Source organism: Leptolyngbya sp. 'hensonii', assembly GCF_001939115.1.
Classification (GTDB): domain Bacteria; phylum Cyanobacteriota; class Cyanobacteriia.
Genome location: NZ_MQTZ01000055.1, coordinates 1 through 17,397, shown reverse-complemented (window position 1 = coordinate 17,397; position 17,397 = coordinate 1). Strand labels below are relative to the sequence as shown.

The window sequence follows — 17,397 nt, the reverse complement described above, 5'->3', positions numbered from 1 at the left end:
AGTTTTGATTATTACAGATAATCAGATATGAAATCGGGGGTGCTACCTCTCTTGCTCCAGCCTTCGTTCTTCAAGCTTAATTGCCAGTTCATTTGCTTTTTCCCAGCTCATTTGCCGTGCAAGCTTCAGGGATGCTTCCACCTCTTTATCCAGAGAATAGGTAAACACTCTCGTCTCAGACTTTGCTCGCGATACCTGTACCAGGGCTGCATCCCGTCCTTTGCCCTGGGTAAGGATATAGGAATGTCTCACCTCCATATTCCTGGCATCAGTCGTCGTTACGGCATACCCTAGCTCAATCCCGGAATAATGCCGTACATTAATCGCTTTCATTTTTCCGGTATCTAGTCGCACCAGCGCAACCTTAGTAATCGGGTCAATATGGTTCACGGTTCCCATACCGTTCTTCATCACGCCATAGGTGCGGGATGTTTCCTGGAACCTAATCCGCTCTCCTCGCCGGATATGTTCCGCACCCACCCGCACGGCAGAGTTTCCGAGATACCCTGCCTCAACTAACCTGGCTTGAGCCAAACGGTTAAGAGTCTGAACATCCTCCTGAGTCTCAGCAATGATGAGGTGGTCGTGAGGTCGCTTCATCCCCCGCTCTGACCATGCAGTAATCACAGCCAACATTGCAGCCTCTTTAGTCTCAGCGATGGAGAGCAGCCCTCGGTCAGCCAATAACTCCAGTGCTGTTTTCGCCTGACCTTCCCCTACTTTCTGCACCACCTGTTGTGCCCACGGCTCTTCCTGGCGGTGAATCCTTTTAAGTTCTACGGTCCCTACGTTCTGGGCGATCGCCTTTAGTGCCCCGCTATGCTCATACGCCTGGGGTTGCTGTAAGTCTCCAGAAAGCACCAGCTTGGCACCTGCCCTTTGTGTCTCATCAACTAACTGCTTCATATGAGAAACACCGATCGCTTGAGCATTATCGACGACTACCACGGTCTTTGTAGACAGAGGCGACTCAACAACGGAACGGCTACCGTAGCGGCGCTGACTCTCTGCTGCCCTCTCGATATCCCACAACAACTTCGAGAGCGTCACACTTTGCTGTTTCTCCCCCACAAAAACCTTGGAAAGAAAACTCTGCTGTCCGATACCAGTTTGCTCTGTAAGCCGCTGGGCTTGTCTACCTGATAAGGAAACTCCTACCACTTCATACCCCTGGCTTTTCCAGATTTGATAGGCAGCAGCCAAGGTATGAGTTTTTCCTGTTCCAGAAAGCCCACAAAGCACCTTAATTCGCCCTCTAGCCGTAATCGCGTCAAGTGCCTGCGTCTGCTCATGGGTTAGACGATGATTTTCTGCTGTCGATCGCACATAACGAGTCGAAACCCGAAACGTAGTATCTCGCTCCAACTTTCGCACCTGAGCAAGCATCTGCTTTTCCAAGTTATAGAGCCGTTTGTTAGCCCACCGTTCATCCCGATCAATCAGACCCAACGCCACTACTTGTCGAGAGGCAAGATACTTATCGGTGAGTCTCAGCACATCGTAGCTATTCAATCCTCTGGTTTGAGCCGCTTCAGCAATAGCCCGCACTATATCGCGTCGGGTAAAGTGGCTCTGATGACGCACAACGGCGGTTGCAGCTTCCCTCAGTGTTCGCCACTCCTGCCACTTCTGCCGGACTGTTGTTCGTTCTCGTGGAGCATGGAGAAGTTTAAGTGCCTGTTTCTGACCAAATCCATACTGCTCACTGGTCTCTTGCCACTGAGCAAATAGTTCACTTCGAGCAATAGCTATTTCCTTTCGTTGCCTGGTTGCATAGGCAATTTTCTGGGCTTCGATCGCATCCTGCGGATTTGCTGCCTCAATCTGACGACGACGTGAGGAGAAATGATTCATCAGTTCCTGATAGACTCCTTCTTCACGGGAGAAGCCTTTTAGCTCAAACCAGCTCTTCTCACGTTGGAGAGAAATCCCTAAGCTCTGTTGCAATTGTGCTGCAAACTCTGCCCGGTACACGGCTCCCGCTGCCATCTTGTGACGGTAAAGTGCTTTGGCATAAGGGTATAGGCTTTCGATCCTCCCACTGGCTTTTTCATAAACCATCGGTAAGGCGATCGCATGGGTATGCAACAGCGGATCAGGAATGGAATTTGTCCCTTCCCGGCTACTCCCCTGCTGAAAAGAGGCAATAATGAGGCTTTTGTCGCCGCCAAATGCTTCCTGCTCAAGATACGCAATCGCTTTTGCAATCGCCTGAGCATGGGCCTGCTCAATGATTAGTCTTGTCACTACGTCTGCCACCATCCAGAGCAGGCTTACACTTTTGGGGGCAGAAAAGGTCAGTCCCAGCCTGGTACTCGTCGTATTTCCTTAGCAGGATGAATGAGTGTCTTCTCACCTATCGAGAAGTCTTGAGTCAGACTAAGGAAGTCAGAACGTTTAACTCGACCAGCAAGCCCAAGAAAAACGGCACCTGCTGTCTCAAGCCATCGACCTGGTGGCTCGCCCTTCGTCGTCGGATCAAACTCATCCTGTTTTTGTGCTGTATCAATGTAGTAGCGGGGAGATTTAACTCTCGCAATTGCAAGCATAAATCAATCCTTTTTCAACAACTCAAATTCTATTGTATCTGCTAAGATAAAACCGTTAGTGTAATGCTTTTTCTTCTGATTTCCCCTTAGGAAATCATCTCTCGAAACGTTTCCCGTCAAGCATTACCGGGATAAGGAAACGGAACGTTTCTCGCTCTTTTTTCTGGTATTTATTAGCGGAAATATTGCCAGGAATTATTTCCGAGATAGTCTGTGGAAATCCTCTAAAGTACGCAGCATCTCCTCGTCATCCCTAAACAGTTCTCTGATAAAAAGCAGTACTGTTTTTCCGCAAAAAATCACAAGAAACGTGCCGAAACCTTTTCCTAGAAAAAGCACTGAATTCTTGTGCAGAAGTATGCCTCTACCAAATTGCTAACTAAAGCAACCGGAATATATCGCGAAATTCGTCGCGCCATATTCTGGCAACAAGAACACACTCCAAAACTGGAATGTGTTTTTGGAAAACATTAACGTAAAAAATAAGGAGAAAAGATGGAAAACATCTACGAACGACTATTGCCTGTATGTAGCTTCGCTATCGGTGTGTACTTCCCTTCCATAGTGAATGGAGCAGCGGACTGGTTAGAGCGGTTGCGTCCAGGAAAGAAGCTGCAAGCAGTGCATGAGACCCTCAATGTCATTGCAACTCACATGGAGAAATTGCCTAGCTCTAGCTCCCTGACCGATCTCACGGGTCAGGTCGAGAAACTCGAACGAGTTATCTCTGAACGGTTCAGTGCTAGGCAGCTACGCCAAAAAACAAAAGCCACACCGAAGCACGTTACTAAGCACGTCAACGGTGCAGCTCTTGAGTAGGTTTCTGAACTGATCCTTCAGTAACCCCAAAAACTAGGGATTCAGCCAATTGGTTGAATCCCCCTTTTCATTGGAATAAAAATATGAATAACACAACTCAAATCCTTGCTCAAGAAGATAAGCATTATAAAAGAAAACCCCTCAGTTCCGAAGTCTTGGAAGCTATCCAAAACCTTCAAATCTGCCTTCATGAAGATAGAGCCGAGTATGCATGGTTAAATCCAAGAGAGCGCCAGAACTATATTGGGAAAGCCATCAAGGTGCTTATGTCATTAAGCTTTGATGATTTCCTAGAGCACATGAGGCGTGGATGGCTCTTGAGTGATCTATGCCATTTTGGATGGATAACACGGTATCATCGGTTTTCACTTCTCTTCCCTCATTTCCTACTCTCCGACGGAACAAAAGCGGTAGCTGATCATGGAGGTCTTCAATGGTTATTTGAGAAGATCGCTGTGCTCCAAAACTACCCAACCGTCAAGTATCATCCGCAACGGAACGAGCCTCAAGTATGGCGACTGCAAGGAAGCTCTGGTAATCCGTTCGTTCTTACTTGTGAGTATGAAAACAACAGAGTCATTTATGAGGAAAGCATGGGCTTTACTAACTGCCCTCATGACTTCCTAGAAATATGGGTGCAATCAACCTGTTTCGCAGAAACACCAGAAGCAACAGCCCACATTGCACTCTTACCTGTAGAGATCTAAGGAATTATCATCCTTAGCGCACCTAGCACTCTGGTAGCCAGAAAAGAGGTCTGCCAGATCCACAAACAATGAGGTGCTGCACCGTAGCTAACGATGCAGCCAAGAAATCGAGTTGCTGAAGTACCAGTTCAGCAACTCATCAACATGCGGGGATTTAACCAATTGGTTAAATCCCCATTTTTATGGAAATCGATATGAAAAATGACATAACTCAAGACTGTGATCAAGTTAATACTGACATCTCCACAACCAGGTCATGGGTAGAGGCGAACAGGAAAAGGCAAGGGATCCTCAGGTTCTCCAGCCTTTCGTCCTACACAGAGGAAACGGTTATGGAAGATGTAACGCAGTTGACTCTCGCAGATATCGAACCTGTTGAAGTCGCTTATGAGGTTAAAGTCCTAGAGGTTGCGCGGCAGATGGCGCGTATCTTCTGGAAACATCAAAAACTACCAAACACCCAAGCCAAACTTCTGATGCAAAAGGAGTTTGGCGGTTCAGATGCGGAAGGGAAATGGCAATGGAAGGATGCTTACGAAGCCCAGGAAGTTTCGCTGGTGTTCATGTTGCCGTATTACATTGAGCACCTGAGGAATCTCCCAGCTATGACTGTACTTCAGCAGTTTGCTCGTCTGGAGAGTTTAGGTCTCACCCATACTCGTCGCAGTGAAGAGGCGATCGCAATGCAGCAGTTTTCAACACCGCTGCAATTAGCATATGTTGCCTCGCACTGTGCGCGAATTCGTGCAGAAGACCTCGTGTTAGAACCATCAGCCGGGACTGGCATTCTGGCTCGGTTCTGCTCATTACGGGGAGCTGAAGTCGTTCTCAATGAATTAAGCGATCGCAGACGACAGCTTCTTAAGCTCTTGTTTCCTAAAAGTCCAATCTACCCGTTTAATGCGGAACAGATTCATGACTTTCTACCTGAGACAATCCGCCCGTCGGTTGTACTGATGAACCCTCCCTTTTCGGCTTCCCCGAAACAGGACAGGCGGAATCCTCAGGCTACAGGGAAACATGTGCGCTCAGCGTTCCTTCGACTCACGCCAGGGGGACGTATGGTACTGATTACCGGACATTGGTTCTCTCCTACCTCCTCATTCTGGCAATCAGCTTTTGCTGGACTGGAAGATCAGGTGTGTGTGCGAGCAACAGTCGTGCTGTCGGGTGAGGTCTATGCCAAACATGGCACTTCGATCGAAACTCGATTGACGATCATTGATAAGCAAGCACCTGAGGGAGAACCTATCACCCTGGACATCGGCACGGAATGGATAATTCTGCCCGTGAATCAGCAGCCAACCAAAGTGCGATCGCTAGAGATAGCTAAGGTTGCTTACTTGCTGAAGTCGCTTCCCCCACGAAGTGAAGTTCAGCCAGTGAATGAGGTCTCTGCCCCAGAGGTGATTTCTGTCCCAGAACTCGACATCTGTCTGAAACGAAGCACTCGCCCAATTGAGGAGTCTGCGTCGGTTACGGAAGTATTGCCTGAGCCGGAACCACCACTATCGGAGTCCCCTGCGGCAACCCCTATCTCAATCTGGGATGAGGTCACTGAACTCCAGTACAACCTCATTGAGGTGACTGAGAAGAAGTCCCTGGAAGCGACGCTCTATGAGGTTTATCATCCTCAACGCATTGCGATTCAAGGGGCAAAACCTCATCCAACGACGTTGTGTGAGTCCGTTGCTCTGGCATCAGTGCGTCCACCTGCACCAACCTACCGTCCTCGGCTACCTAAACAGGTAATTGAGGGGCTGTTATCAGAGGCGCAACTGGAAAGTGTAGTCTACGCGGGTGAGGCTCATACGCAGTTTTTGAGTGGAGCCTACAAGGTTGATCAATCGTTTGACTCGGTTGAAGTTTGTAGCAGCGACGATCCCGATGCAGTGCGATTTCGCAGAGGATGGTTTCTGGGAGACGGTACAGGGTCAGGCAAAGGGCGCCAGGTTGCTGGTGTTATTTTGGACAACTGGATGCAGGGGCGAACCAAAGCACTATGGGTGTCAAAGTCAGACAAACTGATCGAAGACGCTCGGCGGGATTGGTCTGCTTTAGGAGGTGATGAAGCCCAGGTTTACTCGCTGTCACAGTTCAATTTAGGAACCGACATTTCTCTCGCTCAAGGCATTCTGTTCACAACCTATGCTACGCTGCGCGGCACCAGTCGGCAGGGTAAAAAGTCACGGCTAGAGCAACTCATTGATTGGCTTGGGTCTGATTTTGAGGGGGTGATCGCTTTTGACGAGGCTCACGCGATGGGTAATGCGATCGCAGAGTTAGGGAGTCGTGGACTCAAGCAAGCTTCTCAGCAAGGATTAGCGGGTCTGCGTTTACAACATGCACTGCCAGGGGCACGGGTACTTTATGTCTCTGCCACGGGTGCAACGAAAGTGAGCAATCTAGCCTATGCGTCACGGTTAGGACTCTGGCAAACAGGGGATTTTCCCTTTGCGAGCCGATCAGAGTTTATCTCCGCGATCGAGTCTGGTGGTGTTGCTGCAATGGAAGTGGTTTGTCGGGATCTGAAAGCCTTAGGGCTTTACTTTGCCCGTAACATCAGCTTTGAAGGGGTGGAGTATGAAGCTTTAGACGTTCCGCTGACGGCTGAGCAGATTGCCATCTACGATGCCTACGCGGATGCGTTTATCGTCATCCACAATCACCTGGAGCAAGCCCTGCAAATCTGCAACATTGTCGGTCGTGATGGTAGCACGCGCAATCGAGCTGCAAAGATGGCTGCGAAATCTGCGTTTGAATCCCACAAGCAAAGGTTTTTCAACCATTTGATCACGTCGATCAAATGCCCCATCCTGATTCGAGCAATTGAATCGGATCTGGAAGCAGGTATGGCAGTGGTCATCCAGGTTGTCTCCACGAACGAAGAGCTGATGAAGCGACGTTTAGCAGAGATACCGACAGAGGAATGGAACGATCTGAACATCGACATCACTCCCCGCGAAAATGTCATGAGCTATCTGGTTCATGCCTTTCCGGTGCATCTCTATGAGGAGTACACCACGGAGGAAGGACAGGTCTTGTCTCGTCCGGTTGTTGATGCTGACGGGAATCCAGTTTTGTCTCGTGAGGCGGTAGCCCAGCGAGATGCACTCATTGAACGCTTAGCAAGCCTGCCTCCTTTACCAGGAGCATTGGATCAGTTGATTCATCACTTTGGTCATGATCGTGTGGCAGAAGTGACAGGGCGATCGCAACGCATTCTTTGTGAGCGAGAAACTGGACGGCTCTTTGTGAGTAATCGCCCAGGCTCAGCCAACTTGGATGAAGCCCTCGCTTTCATGGGTGACGAAAAACAGGTGCTCATCTTCAGCGATGCGGGTGGCACAGGACGTTCGTATCATGCGGATCTGAACTGCCGCAATACAAGGCGACGGGTGCATTACTTGCTGGAAGCAGGTTGGAGAGCAGATAACGCGATTCAAGGGTTAGGCCGGAGTCACCGGACGAACCAGGCGATCGCTCCCATCTTTCGACCTGTTGTTACGGATGTGCGCGGAGAGCGGCGGTTTATCTCAACCATTGCTCGACGGCTTGATGCACTAGGGGCACTCACACGAGGTCAACGACAAACCGGAGGTCAAGGACTCTTTGATCCGAAGGATAACTTGGAATCGATCTATGCAGCAGCAGCCCTCCATCACCTCTTTACGCTCCTTTATTCGGGGCAGGTGAAGTGCTGTTCATTGGCTCACTTTGAAGCCTCAACCGGGCTAGCCCTGAAGACTGATGAAGGCCAATTGAGGGAGAATCTGCCAAACATTCAGCAGTTTCTCAATCGGCTACTGGCACTACCCATTCAGCTTCAGAATGACTTGTTCGAGGTGTTTGAGCTGTTGCTTGAAACCAGGATTGAGGCCGCGATCTCATCTGGAACATTTGAGCTTGGGGTAGAAACCCTCAGAGCTGAGAAGTTCGAGGTCTTAAACCGTAACGTGGTCTATACCCACGCATCCGGTGCAGAGACCATCTGTGTCGAGGTTGAAGAAACTCAGACAACAGAGGTTCTGTCTGCGTCAGCAGCATTGCAGCTCTTCATGGAGCATCAAGGGCGTTTGGTTTTCAACACCCGGTCAGTCCGTGCAGCGGTGGCTATTCCTACCTCATCAACTGTTGATGAAGCTGGAGCAGTCGTCCCACGGATGGCATTGGTGCGACCAACTGGAAGAAGCAAGATCACCCAAGCAGAGCTAACCCATAGCTCGTGGCAATCGGTTCCTCAGGAAGAATGGCAACATTTCTGGGAAAAGGAGGTGGCAGAAGCCCCTACTTTCTCAACAAAGCGGTTCTTCCTCATCTGCGGATTGCTCCTGCCGATCTGGAATTCCTTGGATTCGGAGAACCTACGGGTATTTCGTCTCCAAACAGATACAGGAGAACAACTCCTTGGACGAGTGATTGAGCCAGAGAAGATGCAGCACATTGCAGCTTCGTTAGGGCTACATCAAGTCGATCTCTCTGCTTCTGAAATCTTCCACGTTGTGATGTCCCAACGGCAAAGCTTTCCTCTTCCTGGAGGGCTGTCACTGCGGTCATCAACGGTGATGAGTGAACTTCGCCTGGAGTTAACAGGAACGGTCTCTGATGCACTCTGCGATCAGCTCAAAGCAGCAGGGTGTTTCACAGAGATCATCTCATGGCGACGCAGGGTGTTTATTCCGTCTAACGAAAGAATGGGAACAGAGGTGATCGAAAAAGTGCTGACGCTCTTGCGCTAGCTCATTTTAGAAGGTTAAGGGTTTAGGTTAACGACCTCCCTTAGCCTTTTCCCGTTTGCCTCATATGACCGAAACGGCACTGAGATGAACTGAACACTCTTAACAAACAACCCAGAGTACCTCGTTGGGTGCTCTGGCTTTTATGAGAGATCAATTATGAACAAAATTAATACAACTTACTTTGAGGGGCAAATAGATATAGTGCCTCGTGAATCCTTGCAACCCTATGATGGAGAAAAGCAATTCTGGATAGTGGTAACCAGTCCAACCGTAGCTCTCGCTGAAGTTGCTACAAAACTCATGATGGGCGATGACCAACAGCTTCAGGACTGGGTAACCCAAAGACAGGTTCAGATCCATGCGTCACTTGGGCAGATTGCAGGCGATCGCTTTCGAGCAATTTGGTTTGAAGATGCCTATGTGATTCAGCCTTGTTGATTTCATTATTAACAGAACATCAGCCCCTGAGTGGGGCTTGCTCTCCTTGTATTATTAATAACCTTAACAATGAGCTTTTCACCTATAGGTTGAAAGCTCATTTTTTATGGAGTCATTTTGTGATTCTCTTGTGTGCTTTTGATGATGTTGATACGTTTCCTTTGGTTGTTACTTAAAGGTTCGCGGGGACATACTTATACCCGTGAGCTGTCTTTCTTTCTTGCGGGTTTGTCCCTGCTTTTCTTTTCACTGTTGGTGCGATCGCACCAAACAATTTTCTTTGCCTATTACTCACCAATTACTGCACTGAGAATTTGCTTTAATTTACTATTTCTTTTCGCTATCTTCCAATCTTAATGGCTGTGTTCCTGAATCGCCCAACATGGCAACCGGAACAGCTACTTGATCGTGTGACGGCACACCCCGGTAAACCAGAGCTTACCATTCTGGCTAAGGGGCTGCTTTCGATTTACCCCGAAAGCATTGTGCTGTTATCCGTAGCGCTGGGTGCGATGAGAATCGCTCGCCCAGCACGAGGAAGGCTGTACGGAGTAATACTTTATACAAGACATCTCGAAGAGAGATGACCGTTAAAGAGTAATCCCGTGCTTCTATTCCATAAAGTGAACGCTCATTTATGAAAGGGGGCGACCGAGACAGACCTTTTTTCTAATTTCAGAAAGAAGGCCGTCATAACAGAAATGGTGAAAATCCATCAGAGGGGACATAGCCTACGGAAGTTCTATGGCGTGTAACCTCTGCCAGCGTCGGGAGTTCGTACACGGGTGACTGTGGCGACCGGAGTATGACATCTCCGGGTATGGTCTCAATAAGACCAACATGAAAAGCTCAACGATGAAAGGCGGGAAACCGCTTGCTGGTGAGGAGAGAAAGAGTTGTGCCCAACGACGAAGAGACTGCATATCAGTAAGGAAGAGCTTCTGCTTTCTGCTTCCTGAAATCTGAAATGAAAAGGGGATACCCCTCGGTATGTATGTTCTGTTGATAGTAATCAACTAGTGACAAGACTTTCTCTGCCAACTGTTATGACTAATCGGGGAAGGACTCTCGCTGCCGGACGTGGTAAGCCGGTGCCTGGTCAAGTACAGACCAGGTGTCAAACGCAGGAGTCTGGGAGCGTGGTGCAAGTAGAAGGGCTTTTTTGAAGCCGTGTACAGCGGGCTGGGCAGTCCAATGAACATTTGGGTATCGGCTGGTAACCGATATAGATAACCAACAACGAAAGCACTGACGGAACTCACATTGATCACGTAGTCTGACGTTTTGTCGTGGGTTTACGAGTGTCCCTGAAACAGGGGGCATTCGTAAACCACCACAGCCGTCACAGGTACTCTACGAAACGGAGTTCGGATGACGAGACAAACTCAAAAGACAGTTCACTAACAATCCAAAAGACAGCATTTATCGATCGCAGCGTTCTTGCTGACACCAATAAGACATCGTTTCTTCAAGGTTCATAACTGACTGAAACGACAACTAAAGTTGCAGCTTATTGGAAAGTGGTCGGCGGCAACTGGACTGCTACCGCTGCCCGTATGCTCGCAGACGGCTGTCTGCGACTGGGTAGCTTGCTGTTATGGCTTTTGGCTGGTTGAGCCTATCAACCAGTCGCTATTTCTGGATGGAGGGTTATGGCACAATGGGAAGCCCAATCACTGGGTGACTTCTTACGTCGAATTGCGATCGACTACGCCAGATTTGGATATACCCGGTATGTGTTAAGAGACATACCTCTGAACAAAGACCCAGCCGCGATCGACCAAAAAATTCGAGCTGCCTACCACGTTACCTCTTGCCGAACGGCTCGGATGCGGATGAAACGGCAAGGTAAGGCACGGGTACAGTACTTACGGTTTAGGCATTCCTTTGTATTACTTGCCACTGAGGGCACTCATGAAGCATTTGCCCGATTGCATAGCTATGACATGAAAGATACTCCCCTTCATTTCCAGAGCTACTCAATTGGTTTCAAGGGATCTACAGTTTCAGTACAAGTCACGAGCAGGGTTTGGAGAAGGATTGAGCGGCACATGGAAGATTTAATATTTCAACCTCAATCAGTCATTGAAGAGGCGATCGCCTCCCTCCCCTACTACAACTTTCCTGGCGTTGTTCGGCAGAAACAGCACTTACTTCACTACGTGAATCAACGCCGTAAGGTAGCCGGACTACAACCCATTACTTTTAACCCGATGGAAGCCAAACGCCATTTACTTCGCGGCAACTACAATGCCGCTCTGGTTAAAAGGTAACAAGCCGTAAGTTTGGCTGCTGTTCCAAAAAATCCTGGATAGACCGAGTTCGATACGTACTTTTCATTCGAGCTAAAATGACAATCTCCCGTTGAGGGTGGATACTGAGAAATCCCTGTAAAATTTGGAGTACCTGCCCAGAGGCTACCCGCTTACGACACCAATGCAGTTGTCCGGCAATACGTCCTGTAGAGCTAATACCATAAATAAAAGTAGGGTCTCCTGCCTCTGACTCTTCGCAATCTTGCGCCGATTCCCAAATTATGTGTGTATTCGGGCAATCCTCTGGTCTCAATTCATCAAGCAAATACAGCAAGGCTTTACGACGCTCCACCAACGCAGCGATCTTAGGAAGGATAGTAGTGATCCACCGCTGATACTGCCCCTTATTCAAAAACTGAGAACGGAGCCGATTGGTAAATGTGAGGTCTGTCTTCTCAATCCATCGGTAAACAGTACCTCGTGGCAAATTGAACTGAGAGATCAAACGGCACGGTGTCCAAAGATCTCCAGAGTAACCATAACGGGATGCTGGCTCACTCAGTCGTGACATGATCGTACTCAGATGAACCCAATTATATTTTTTGTGGCTACCCCTTACGGGTTCTTCAGGATCTAAGAGGGCTACTGTATGAACAAGTTGTTCGTTAATGAGCCACGCAAGAACAGTATCAAGATCTAAACTGAGGTTTCTACAGATCTCTGGAGTGGTAACTCCTGCAAGACGAAGATTGAGAACTTGTCGTTTCAGAAATTCACGATCCTCCACACAATCCCCCAATGGGAAAAAGTTTTCTAATGTTCCACGAGTATGCGACTATCGATATCTAGCCAGACAACTGTAATAATTCATCTTTTTTCAAAAACAGTCCAGAGTAAAATCACTCTGAAATGACTGTGGAACATTTTTCAGAGTGAGCCGAAGACGTTGTAGAGCATGAACATCTCTTAGCCAGAATTGCTTGTGTCTTAAGGCAATTGCTACAGAGGCTTGGAGAACGCCCCTGTAGGAGAGTTGGGATGGCCTATGGTTTTTGCCAAGAGCAGATCAGAAATCGCTACCACAAGCTTTAGAACGGTTCAGAATAGATGTTTAAGGCACTCGACGCATTTTATTGAGTACGTCATTCACTAAATCCCAGGCAAGGCTTTGCTGGAAAAGGTTCTCTTCCTCAGGAACTTCCTCATCCATTAACTCAGCCTCTAACGTAGAAGAATCAATAACGGGTTGGCTATAGAATTCATTTCTGGACTTCCGTTTACGGGTAAAAATCTCATACTCGGCTCTAGCTTTAGGTCCTGGTTGATAAGACATTATCCAATCTGGTTTCCCCTCCTGGTCAAAACCTCCCTCAAACTCAACTTGTGCAAGATAGCCAGACTTCAAATGAGGTTGATGCACCTTGTACATCTGCTTTCTAGCGGCACTCAAATCCTCATACCGAGTCTGAGCTGAGTAAAGGCAGTAGTCTGAATATCGTAGACGAGCATGAGAGTGGTTGTATTTCAAGGCTGCAAAGATCTGATAGCTGATGATCTCGTAGAACCGTTGAGCAGTCGGAGTCAATGCTTTGAGGTACTCATAGTCCAAGGGGCGTGTAGGAGATTGAGCAAGAACTTCCCGATATGTCTGGCTTAGGATGAGATAAACACCGTCTGCACTGTGCCCATTAGGCATTTGTTGACCTGTAAAGATAACGTTGTAGCGAGTAAAAGTGGCTTTCAATTCGTGTTCAACCTTGTCCTTACCTTTGTACCGTAACCAGGCAGTAATACCAGTCAAAGCATTCTGCTGGAGTGCATGGGTAATGTTCTTCTTGTTTTTACCAGAGTCGGTTAAGCCTAGAGCTTGACAGATTTGACGTAGACTTCCGAGTGAAATGATCTCTGGAATAGGTTGTCCAGATTCTTCTATTTGACGGTTAATAACAAGAGTATCGAGTTTATAAGCAAGCTGACCAGGTAAACCGTACTTTTGGTTGGCAGAGACCTCCCATCGAATACTCCTTCCCTGTCGATCCACTGTCCGGATATCGATCGTTGTTGGCTTGCCTTTAACCAAATTGTGAATTGGGTATTTGGAGAGAGTAGTTTCTGCTCGAATAATTTCAAAGGGGACGCTCTTTGCGACGGAGACAGGTGGTTTCGCTGGAGCCATAGTTAGGTCTTAAAACATAAATTAAAAATATAAAAGAGAACGAACGATCCTAGTCTTACGTAGTCTTATATAGTCTTAATAGTCATAAGAGTCTTTAGCCTACTTCGATACAGATATCAATGAGTTATTTGATTTTTTGGCCTCGAAAGTTCCCGAATTGGAACTCAAAAGTTCCCGGTTTTAAACTTGAAAGTTCCCGATTCTGACCTTAAAAGTTCCCGGATTAGAACTCAAAAGTTCCCGGAAATCCTATATAATTTCGCTCAAAAGTTCCCGGTAATACCTTTGAGTTAACCTTGAAAGTTCCCGGATTCAAGTTTTAAGAACTCGAAAGTTCCCTATGACAAAATAACTACTTCTCAGCCTTTTATTAAGATATTTCACGTTTGTTAGCTCGTCATTTTGGAGGCTAACCAGATTGCCCCTTGCCCTTCTTGCACCTAAAATTGGCTACCTCTCTATGCTGATTCATAAAGATGGCGCTCGAAAGTTCCCGGATGGGCATTACGTCCTTCCAGAATTATCCCTTGCATTCATAAGGAGAAGCAGCCATAAAACAGGAAATGAAACAGGCTTTATGTGAGGAGAGGTCGTGGTTATAACAATTACAGGTCGTAAGGGCGGAATTGGAAAAACCACAACAGCAGTACATCTTGCGGCTTATTTTCAAACTTTGGGTTCTACCTTGCTAGTAGATGGAGATCCAAATGATTCAGCATTGACTTGGGCAAACAGAGAATCTTTTCCCTTTAAGACGATTGATTCCTCTATTGTTCAGACTCACTTACAAGAGCAACAGTACGACTACGTAATTGTTGATACGAAAGCACATCCTGAGCCAGAAGATATTCAAGTTTTGGCAGAAAACTGCGATCTCCTCGTTTTACCCTCTAGGCCATCTTTTTTGGACTTGCACGCTTTATTACAAACTGTGCGGACATTAGAGCAGCTACAAGCTCCGTATAAGGTGTTGCTTACAATGGTGCGTCCACCTAAGCGAACAGATAAACATACGAAGCGAATGACAGCACGAGAATTTTTATACCAAGAGAAGATTCCAGTCTTTGAAACAGAAATTCAACAGCTAGCTGTGTTTGAGGAAGCACCTGATCATGGAGCATTGGTACAAGATTTTGGTGGAGCGATCGCTCAGAAAGCATGGTTAAGCTATCAAGCGCTAGGACAAGAGATTAAGCAGGAGATGGAGTGGCGGGAGTACAACGTAAAAAGAGTGCATTCGAGGGGCTAAAAGGACTGAAATCCCAGCCAGAAAAGTCTCTCTCGGTTGTTCAAACTAACAATCAGGAAGGAACTGCTGGTGAACAAGAGTTGGCACGGCAGATTCCTTGGTCAGCGATCGCCTTACCAGAAAAACAACCTAGACGATATTTTGATGAGGCAGCGCTAGAGAAATTAGCAGTCTCGATTCAAGAACATGGCATCCTGGAACCGTTGATTGTTAGACCGATCGCTAATGGACGATATAGCCTTGTAGCTGGGGAACGGCGGTATAGAGCCGCAAAGCTAGCTAACCTTGAAAAAGTACCAGTTGTTATTCGGAACCTGACTGATGAGCAAGCTTGGGAATTAGCATTACTCGAAAACGTACAGCGGCAAGATCTAAATGCGGTAGATAGGGTCGATGCAGTGTTGCAAGAATTAGCATTCAAATTAGGATGCTCCGTTGCTGAAGCCAAGTCCGGTTTGTATCGAATCGAGAATGAGAACAAGGGGAAAGTTACCCGACACGAGTCGGGTAATAAAAGAAAGAGCGCTACCCGACTCATGTCGGGTAATGAAGTTCGGGTGACTGTTGAGCGAGTATTCGAGCTTCTTGGGATTCGATTCAGCCACTTTATGCGCTTTGAGCTGCCTCTCCTAAATGCTCCTGAGTCAATTCTTGCAGCGGTAAGGGCTGGCAAAATTGATGTGCGCCATGCTGGTGAGATTCGGCGGGTAAAGGAGGAAGAGCAACAGCAGGCACTATTAAAGGATGCAATAGAAAAGCAACTGTCAGTAGAAGATATTAAGATAAGGGTCAAAGAGTTAAGAATTGATACGAAACCTCAGTTTGATCCCCTTCAAGAAAGGCTGAAAAAAGTTTTTGCCAGAGCAAAAGAGACTAGAACGTGGCAATACTCTGACCGACGAAAAAGGCTAGAAGATATCCTAGCTGAATTGGAGGAAATTCTAGAAGACTAAGCAATGAAGCTAGTTTTGTCCATTATCTGAGGCAGACCAGATTCATAAGTTCTTGTTATATAGGCTTTGAGTTACTGGTCTCTCAAAATGTCAAGATTTGCCTAAAAAAGTCTAAGAAATCTGTGAATGGTGTAAAAGTGGTGTAATTTTCTATTTATGTAGCTGAAATCCAGGTATATCAAGACTTTTTGGAGGACTGAAAATCCTCGTGTCACCAGTTCAAGTCTGGTTCCTGGCATATTTTATTTGACTAAATAAGGGCTGAAAGCAAGGAAAACCAACGCTTTCAGTCTTTGTTAATTTGTATGTATTCCGATAATTCACGCTAATATAGGCTGATTCAACCGCAATTTTTAGGCAATTTTTAGGCAAGCCGAATTGAGGCTAGATAAGGTTTTCCTGATTCCCCCAATTTTCCCCAATGGAGTTGACTGGAAAAATTTCCCAGGCAAACGGACGATTGAAAGCTGCCAGTGTTGGAGTGGTCATTCAACAATTAGGCGATCGCCTCTATTTGCGAGCTACACTTCCACCCAAACCTGGCATCCAGGGAGAGCCGAAGCAGCAGCGCATATCGTTGGGTCTCAGAGCAAACCCGGCTGGTCTAAAATTGGCCGAAGCAGAAGCCAGGAAAATAGGTGCTCTGCTGGATTGTAGAGAATTTAGCTGGGAGCCGTACTTAAAGCAGACTCCAGCCAATCCTGAAACTGCCTCCCAATGGATCGCCCGATTTGAATTAGATTATTTCAATCGCAATAAACGCACCCCCCAATCAGAACTGACCTGGAAGACTGATTATCACAATGTCTTTAAACATCTTCCTGATCAGCCCATTACGGCTGAGCTACTGCTGGGGCTAATTGCCAAAACCGAACCCGATACCCGCACTAGGAAACGGTATGTGATTGCTTTGTCAGCCCTGACCAAGTTTGCTGGGCTTGAGGTAGATCTAAAGCCCCTGATTGGCTCTTACTCTCCCAAGCAGGTTTCCCCCAGGGATGTGCCCAGTGATGACCTGATTGCTGAATGTTACTACCGGCTCTCGCCTGGTTCCTGGCGATGGGCGTATGCTGCGATCGCCGTTTATGGGTTGCGGAATCACGAGATTTTCTATTTGAACCTGGATCGATTCCCGATCGCTGAAATTATTGAAAAAGCTGGAGCCAGGTCTAAAACTGGTCCCCGTCGCATCTGGCCTATTTACCCTGAATGGGCTGATGCATGGAGTGTTAAAGAAATGCTGGTTCCCAACTGCACAGGGCCAAATAATGGGGAACTGGGGCATCGGGTTCAAGTCGCCTTCAATCGGATGGGCATTCCATTCAATCCCTATGACCTGAGACATGCCTGGGCGATCCGCTCCATCAGTTTTGGTCTACTATCCGAGCTTGCAGCCGCCCAAATGGGGCATAGCCTGCAGGTCCACAATTCTATCTATCACCGATGGATTGGGGATGAGGTTCACCAACGTCATTTTGAAATTCTGTGTCAACGGAGCGATCGCCCCTCCCC

Annotated in this window: 12 protein-coding genes; 8 read left to right on the top strand and 4 right to left on the bottom strand. The window is 47.4% G+C overall.

The features are described 5' to 3' along the window. Nucleotides 1-42 precede the first annotated feature (42 nt). Together BST81_RS23595 and BST81_RS28600 are read right to left on the bottom strand one after the other, a co-directional pair. A complete protein-coding gene (locus BST81_RS23595) occupies nt 43-2,247 on the bottom strand; it encodes an AAA family ATPase (protein WP_253188459.1) in 2,205 nt (734 codons plus the stop codon). A 50-nt stretch (nt 2,248-2,297) separates the two neighbouring features. Continuing rightward, complete coding sequence (locus tag BST81_RS28600; protein WP_075600979.1) at nt 2,298-2,549, bottom strand: hypothetical protein; 252 nt, start codon at nt 2,547-2,549, stop codon at nt 2,298-2,300. Between the two features lie 495 nt (nt 2,550-3,044). On the opposite strand from BST81_RS28600, the gene BST81_RS23585 reads away from it, so the two are divergent. From BST81_RS23585 to BST81_RS28595, 5 genes are all read left to right on the top strand, one after another. Continuing rightward, a complete protein-coding gene (locus BST81_RS23585; RefSeq protein ID WP_075600978.1) occupies nt 3,045-3,368 on the top strand; it encodes a hypothetical protein in 324 nt (107 codons plus the stop codon). Nucleotides 3,369-3,451: 83 nt separating this feature from the next. After that, on the top strand, nt 3,452-4,075 hold the full coding sequence (locus tag BST81_RS23580) for a DUF6876 family protein (protein WP_075600977.1): 624 nt from the start codon (nt 3,452-3,454) through the stop codon (nt 4,073-4,075). A 332-nt stretch (nt 4,076-4,407) separates the two neighbouring features. Next, complete coding sequence (locus BST81_RS23575; protein ID WP_075600976.1) at nt 4,408-8,814, top strand: strawberry notch-like NTP hydrolase domain-containing protein; 4,407 nt, start codon at nt 4,408-4,410, stop codon at nt 8,812-8,814. Between the two features lie 156 nt (nt 8,815-8,970). Then, nucleotides 8,971-9,252 (top strand): hypothetical protein, encoded by a 282-nt coding sequence (locus BST81_RS23570; RefSeq protein ID WP_075600975.1) that lies wholly within the window; start codon nt 8,971-8,973, stop codon nt 9,250-9,252. Nucleotides 9,253-10,904: 1,652 nt separating this feature from the next. Continuing rightward, nucleotides 10,905-11,525, top strand: a complete 621-nt coding sequence (locus BST81_RS28595; protein ID WP_075600974.1) for a hypothetical protein — start codon at nt 10,905-10,907, stop codon at nt 11,523-11,525. Here BST81_RS28595 and BST81_RS27750 read toward each other — a convergent pair. Both BST81_RS27750 and BST81_RS23555 read right to left on the bottom strand, forming a co-directional pair. After that, on the bottom strand, nt 11,515-12,294 hold the full coding sequence (locus BST81_RS27750; RefSeq protein ID WP_143780468.1) for a hypothetical protein: 780 nt from the start codon (nt 12,292-12,294) through the stop codon (nt 11,515-11,517). The two genes, BST81_RS28595 and BST81_RS27750, sit on opposite strands and share 11 nt — an antisense overlap. 324 nt (nt 12,295-12,618) lie before the next feature. Further along, nucleotides 12,619-13,683 (bottom strand): replication initiator protein A, encoded by a 1,065-nt coding sequence (locus BST81_RS23555; protein ID WP_075600972.1) that lies wholly within the window; start codon nt 13,681-13,683, stop codon nt 12,619-12,621. Nucleotides 13,684-14,275: 592 nt separating this feature from the next. On the opposite strand from BST81_RS23555, the gene BST81_RS23550 reads away from it, so the two are divergent. The 3 genes from BST81_RS23550 to BST81_RS23540 form a co-directional block, all read left to right on the top strand. Next, nucleotides 14,276-14,932 (top strand): ParA family protein, encoded by a 657-nt coding sequence (locus BST81_RS23550; RefSeq protein ID WP_075600971.1) that lies wholly within the window; start codon nt 14,276-14,278, stop codon nt 14,930-14,932. Next, nucleotides 14,890-15,885: a ParB/RepB/Spo0J family partition protein gene (locus BST81_RS23545; protein WP_075600970.1), complete on the top strand. Its 996-nt coding sequence runs from the start codon at nt 14,890-14,892 to the stop codon at nt 15,883-15,885. Before BST81_RS23550 ends, BST81_RS23545 begins: the two co-directional genes overlap by 43 nt. A gap of 421 nt (nt 15,886-16,306) precedes the next feature. After that, a partial coding sequence (locus tag BST81_RS23540; RefSeq protein ID WP_075600969.1) for an integrase occupies nt 16,307-17,397 on the top strand: 1,091 nt, incomplete at its 3' end.

Coding starts and splice junctions, on each gene's coding strand:
- BST81_RS28600 (WP_075600979.1), bottom strand. CDS start 2,549: ATGCTTGCAATTGCGAGAGTTAAATCTCCCCGCTACTACATTGATACA.
- BST81_RS28595 (WP_075600974.1), top strand. CDS start 10,905: ATGGCACAATGGGAAGCCCAATCACTGGGTGACTTCTTACGTCGAATT.
- BST81_RS23585 (WP_075600978.1), top strand. CDS start 3,045: ATGGAAAACATCTACGAACGACTATTGCCTGTATGTAGCTTCGCTATC.
- BST81_RS23555 (WP_075600972.1), bottom strand. CDS start 13,683: ATGGCTCCAGCGAAACCACCTGTCTCCGTCGCAAAGAGCGTCCCCTTT.
- BST81_RS23580 (WP_075600977.1), top strand. CDS start 3,452: ATGAATAACACAACTCAAATCCTTGCTCAAGAAGATAAGCATTATAAA.
- BST81_RS23575 (WP_075600976.1), top strand. CDS start 4,408: ATGGAAGATGTAACGCAGTTGACTCTCGCAGATATCGAACCTGTTGAA.
- BST81_RS23570 (WP_075600975.1), top strand. CDS start 8,971: ATGAACAAAATTAATACAACTTACTTTGAGGGGCAAATAGATATAGTG.